Origin of the sequence: Gordonia sp. i37, assembly GCF_002043085.1 — a bacterium.
GTDB lineage: Bacteria > Actinomycetota > Actinomycetes > Mycobacteriales > Mycobacteriaceae > Gordonia > Gordonia polyisoprenivorans.
Genome location: NZ_MVPX01000282.1, coordinates 1 through 4,451 on the forward strand (window position 1 = coordinate 1; position 4,451 = coordinate 4,451).

Here is a 4,451-nt window from a genome sequence, read left to right on the forward strand (position 1 = left end):
CGCCGCCGAGGCGAAGAAGGCCCCCGAGCCGGCCTCGAGCCCGGCCCCCGCCGCCGCACCGGCGCCCGCAGCCGCACCGGCCGCGTCGTCGTCGGAGGTCAAGCCCGAACTCGCGGCACTGCGTGGCACCACGCAGAAGATCAACCGCATCCGTCAGATCACCGCGAAGAAGACCCGCGAGTCGCTGCAGACCAGTGCTCAGCTGACGCAGGTCTTCGAGGTCGACATGAGCAAGATCGTGTCACTGCGCAAGGCTGCCAAGGAGTCGTTCAAGGCTTCCGAGGGAGTGAACCTGACCTTCTTGCCGTTCATCGCCAAGGGCGTCGTGGAGGCACTCAAGGCGCATCCGAACGTCAACGCCTCCATCGACGAGGACAAGAAGGAGATCACCTACTACGACAAGGTGCATCTCGGTATCGCCGTCGACACCGAGCAGGGCCTGCTCTCGCCGGTGATCCACAACGCCGACGACCTCTCGATCGCCGGACTGGCCCGGGCCATCGCCGACATCGCCGCCCGCGCCCGCACCAACGGCCTCAAGCCCGACGAGTTGGCCGGTGGCACCTTCACCATCACCAACATCGGGAGCCAGGGCGCCCTGTTCGACACCCCGATCCTGGTGCCGCCGCAGGCGGCCATGCTCGGTACCGGCGCAATCGTCAAGCGCCCGGTGGTCATCACCGGCGACGACGGTTCGGAGTCGATCGCGGTGCGGTCGATGTCGTACCTGCCGCTGACCTACGATCACCGCCTGATCGACGGCGCCGACGCCGGTCGCTTCCTGACGACGATCAAGAAGCGACTCGAGGCCGGCTCGTTCGCCGCCGAACTGGGCCTATAGGCACCGATGCGGGTAGCCGTCGCCGGCTCGTCGGGGCTGATCGGTTCGGCCCTGATCACCGCGCTGGAATCGGCGGGCCATTCGGTGCGCCGGCTGGTCCGGCGCGAAGCGACCGAGCCCGGTGAATTCAGTTGGGACCCCGAGACATTCGGTGTTCCTGACGAGGCCCTCGACGGCGTCGACGCGGTGGTGAGCCTCGGCGGCGTCGGGGTCGGCAACGGCCGGTGGAGCGGACGGTTCAAACAAGAACTCCGCGACTCCCGGATCCCGCCGACCGAGGTCATCGCCGAGGCCGTCCGCCGGACCGGTGTCCCCACCCTGGTGAGCGCGAGCGCCACCGGGTACTACGGGGACACCGGCGCGCGGACGGCCACCGAGGTCGACGGCCCCGGCTCGGGATTCCTGGCCGAGCTGACCGTCGACTGGGAGGCCGCGGCGACCGCCAACTCGGGCGACCGGACCCGTGTCGTCCTGTTGCGGACCGCACCGGTGCTCGCACCGCACGGTGGCCTGCTGGCCAAACTCCGACCGCTGTTCAAGCTCGGCCTCGGCGGCACCATCGGCAATGGGCAGCAGTACTTTTCGTGGATCTCACTGGTCGACGAGATCCGAGCGATCGAGTTCGTGCTGGATTCGGCGATCAGCGGTCCGGTGAACCTGTGCGCACCCGGAGCGGTTCCGTTCGCGACGTTCGTCGACGCCTTCGGCCGGTCGGTGCACCGGCCCACCCTGATGGGCGTTCCCGCGTTCGTCGCCCGCAAGGCGGGCGGCGAGATGATCGAGGAAATGGTTCTGTACTCCCAACGCGTTGCACCCGGTGTGCTCACCGACCACGACTTCGTCTTCACCCATCCCACCATCGATTCGGGGCTGGAGTACGCCAATGGACGCTGACACACCGACAGCCGTCGGTACCCGACGGGCATCGCTGCGCGCAGTCGACACGCCCGTCGAGATCCGGCGGCTCGGTGTCCTCGACTACCGCGAGGCCTACGACCTTCAGCATCGACTCGCCGGCGAACGTGCCGACGGCACACTCGATCACGATCTGTTGCTGCTGCTCGAGCATCCGTCGATCTACACCGCGGGCAAGAGAACCGAGGCCGCCGATCGTCCGACCAACGGCGCCGAGGTGATCGACGTCGACCGTGGCGGACGGATCACCTGGCACGGGCCCGGACAGCTCGTCGGCTATCCGATCATCAAGCTCGCCGAGCCCCTCGACGTCGTCGAGTACGTCCGCCGGCTCGAGGCGGCGCTCATCGGTGTCTGTGCGGCACACGGCGTGGCCACCACCCGCGTCGCCGGCCGGTCGGGCGTCTGGGTCGTCGACGACTCGCCCGACCCGGGACAGTCCGGGGAACGCAAACTCGGCCAGATCGGCATCCGGGTGGCGCGCGGGGTCGCGCTGCACGGGTTCGCCCTCAACGTCGACCCCGACATGAGCGCCTTCGACGCGATCGTTCCGTGCGGCATCGCCGACGCCGGGGTCACGTCCCTGAGCCGCGAGGCCGGGCGGGAACTCTCGGTCGGCGACCTCGCCGATGAGGTCGCCGACGCCGTCCTCGCGGCTCTGGACCACAGTGAGATCGCCCTCACCCCGCAGGTCGGGCATGCCGACGGCGCGCGCGTAGCATCGGTGCGGTGACCGTGTCAGAGACCCGCACCGCACCCACGGCGCCGGCGTCGACCCCACAAGGGTCGCCCCCCGCCTCGTCCGCCCCCGCCTCGCCCGCCGCGCCGACCGACCCGTCCCCCAACGGACGCAAGTTGTTACGCCTGGAGATCCGCAACGCGCAGACCCCGATCGAACGCAAGCCCTCCTGGATCAAGACGCGCGCGACGATGGGGCCCGAGTACACCGAACTCAAAGGTTTGGTGAAACGCGAAGGGCTGCATACGGTCTGCGAGGAAGCCGGATGCCCCAACATCTACGAGTGCTGGGAAGACCGCGAGGCCACCTTCCTCATCGGCGGCGAGCAGTGCACCCGCCGGTGCGACTTCTGCCAGATCGATACCGGCAAGCCCGCCGAACTCGATCGCGACGAGCCCCGCCGCGTCGCCGAGAGCGTGCAGGCGATGGGCCTGCGCTACTCCACCATCACCGGCGTCGCCCGCGACGACCTCCCCGACGAGGGTGTCTGGCTCTACGCCGAGACGGTGCGTGCGATCCACCGGCTCAACCCTGGTACCGGTGTGGAGAATCTGATCCCCGACTTCCACGCCAAGCCCGATCTGCTCGCCGAGGTCTTCGAGTCCCGGCCGGAAGTGCTCGCACACAACCTGGAAACGGTGCCGCGGATCTTCAAGCGGATTCGTCCGGCGTTCCGCTACGAGCGGTCCCTCGATGTGCTCACCCAGGCCCGTGACTTCGGTCTGGTCACCAAGTCCAACCTCATCCTCGGGATGGGTGAAACCCCGGCCGAGGTGCAGTCGGCGATCGTCGACCTGCACGAGGCCGGTTGCGACATCCTGACGATCACCCAATACCTGCGCCCCTCGGCGCGCCACCATCCGGTGGAGCGTTGGGTCAAGCCCGAGGAGTTCGTCGATCATTCCGAGTTCGCCCGCGAGGTCGGATTCGCCGGGGTGATGGCCGGGCCGCTCGTGCGTTCGTCCTACCGCGCCGGCCGGCTCTACGCGCAGGCGATGGCGCATCACGGGCGGGAGTTGCCGCCGTCGTTGGCGCACCTCGCCGACGAGGGATCGGCCAGCCAGGAGGCCTCCTCGTTGATGGCGCGACTGGCCCGCTGAACCGGACACCTGCGCCGGTGACCGCATTGTCGATCAGCGCGCCCGCAGACGTATCCTGGTGAGCATGGCAAAGGCGCAAGCGGCGAGCAAAGCGGACAAGAAGGCCGCACGACAGGCCCGACGGAAGGCCTCCAAGGAGCGGTTCACGCAGCTCTGGCAGGCGTTCCAGATGCAGCGCAAGGAAGACAAACGGCTGATCCCGTACATGGTCGGCCTGTTCGTGCTGATTGTGGCGATCTTCGTGGTGATCGGTCTGTTCGTCGGCTCTCCGTGGCTGCTCGTTCCCATCGGTGTGGTGCTCGGTATTCTCGCCGCCTTCCTCCTCTTCGGACGGCGCGTGCAGAAGACCGTCTACACCAAGGCCGAAGGGCAACCCGGAGCAGCCGGATGGGCGCTGTCGAACATGCGCGGCCAGTGGCGGGTGCAGCAGGCGGTCACCGGCACCTCCCATCTCGACGCCGTGCACCGGGTGATCGGCAAGCCCGGGGTCATCCTCGTCGGCGAGGGCTCGGCGAGTCGCGTCACAACGCTTCTGGGACAAGAGAAGAAGAAAGTCGCGCGCGTTGTCGGTGACACCCCGATCTACCAGATCATGGTCGGCAACGACGACGGCCAGGTGCCGTTGTCGAAGCTCGAACGGCACCTCAACAAGCTGCCGGGCAACATCGACCGCAAGCGCATGGAGACCCTCGAGGGCCGGTTGTCGGCGCTCGGCGGCAAGCAGCCCGGACCGGGCATGCCCAAGGGCCCGCTGCCCGGCAATGCCAAGATGCGCAGCATGCAGCGCCCCGCGCGGCGTCGCGGCGCCTGATCACGCGGCGCCTGATCACTATGCGGTCAGACGCCGACCGCGTCG

The 4,451-nt window shown here is 68.3% G+C and carries 5 protein-coding genes; all 5 read left to right on the top strand.

What is annotated here, in order from left to right; translation table 11 throughout:
- The coding region (sucB, locus tag B1964_RS13670; RefSeq protein WP_079930130.1) for a 2-oxoglutarate dehydrogenase, E2 component, dihydrolipoamide succinyltransferase at positions 1–841 on the top strand (841 nt) is incomplete at its 5' end.
- Between the two features lie 6 nt (positions 842–847).
- Entirely contained in the window at positions 848–1,735 is an 888-nt protein-coding gene (locus tag B1964_RS13675) for a TIGR01777 family oxidoreductase (RefSeq protein WP_014360393.1), read from the top strand.
- Entirely contained in the window at positions 1,725–2,489 is a 765-nt protein-coding gene (gene lipB / locus B1964_RS13680) for a lipoyl(octanoyl) transferase LipB (protein WP_079930131.1), read from the top strand. The genes B1964_RS13675 and lipB overlap by 11 nt, the downstream gene beginning before the upstream one ends.
- The gene (gene lipA / locus B1964_RS13685) at positions 2,486–3,595 is read left to right on the top strand and encodes a lipoyl synthase (protein WP_079930132.1); all 1,110 of its coding nucleotides are present in this window, start codon (positions 2,486–2,488) and stop codon (positions 3,593–3,595) included. Before lipB ends, lipA begins: the two co-directional genes overlap by 4 nt.
- Before the next feature lie 64 nt (positions 3,596–3,659).
- Positions 3,660–4,406, top strand: a complete 747-nt coding sequence (locus B1964_RS13690; RefSeq protein WP_079930135.1) for a DUF4191 domain-containing protein — start codon at positions 3,660–3,662, stop codon at positions 4,404–4,406.
- The last annotated feature ends 45 nt before the right edge of the window (positions 4,407–4,451 follow it).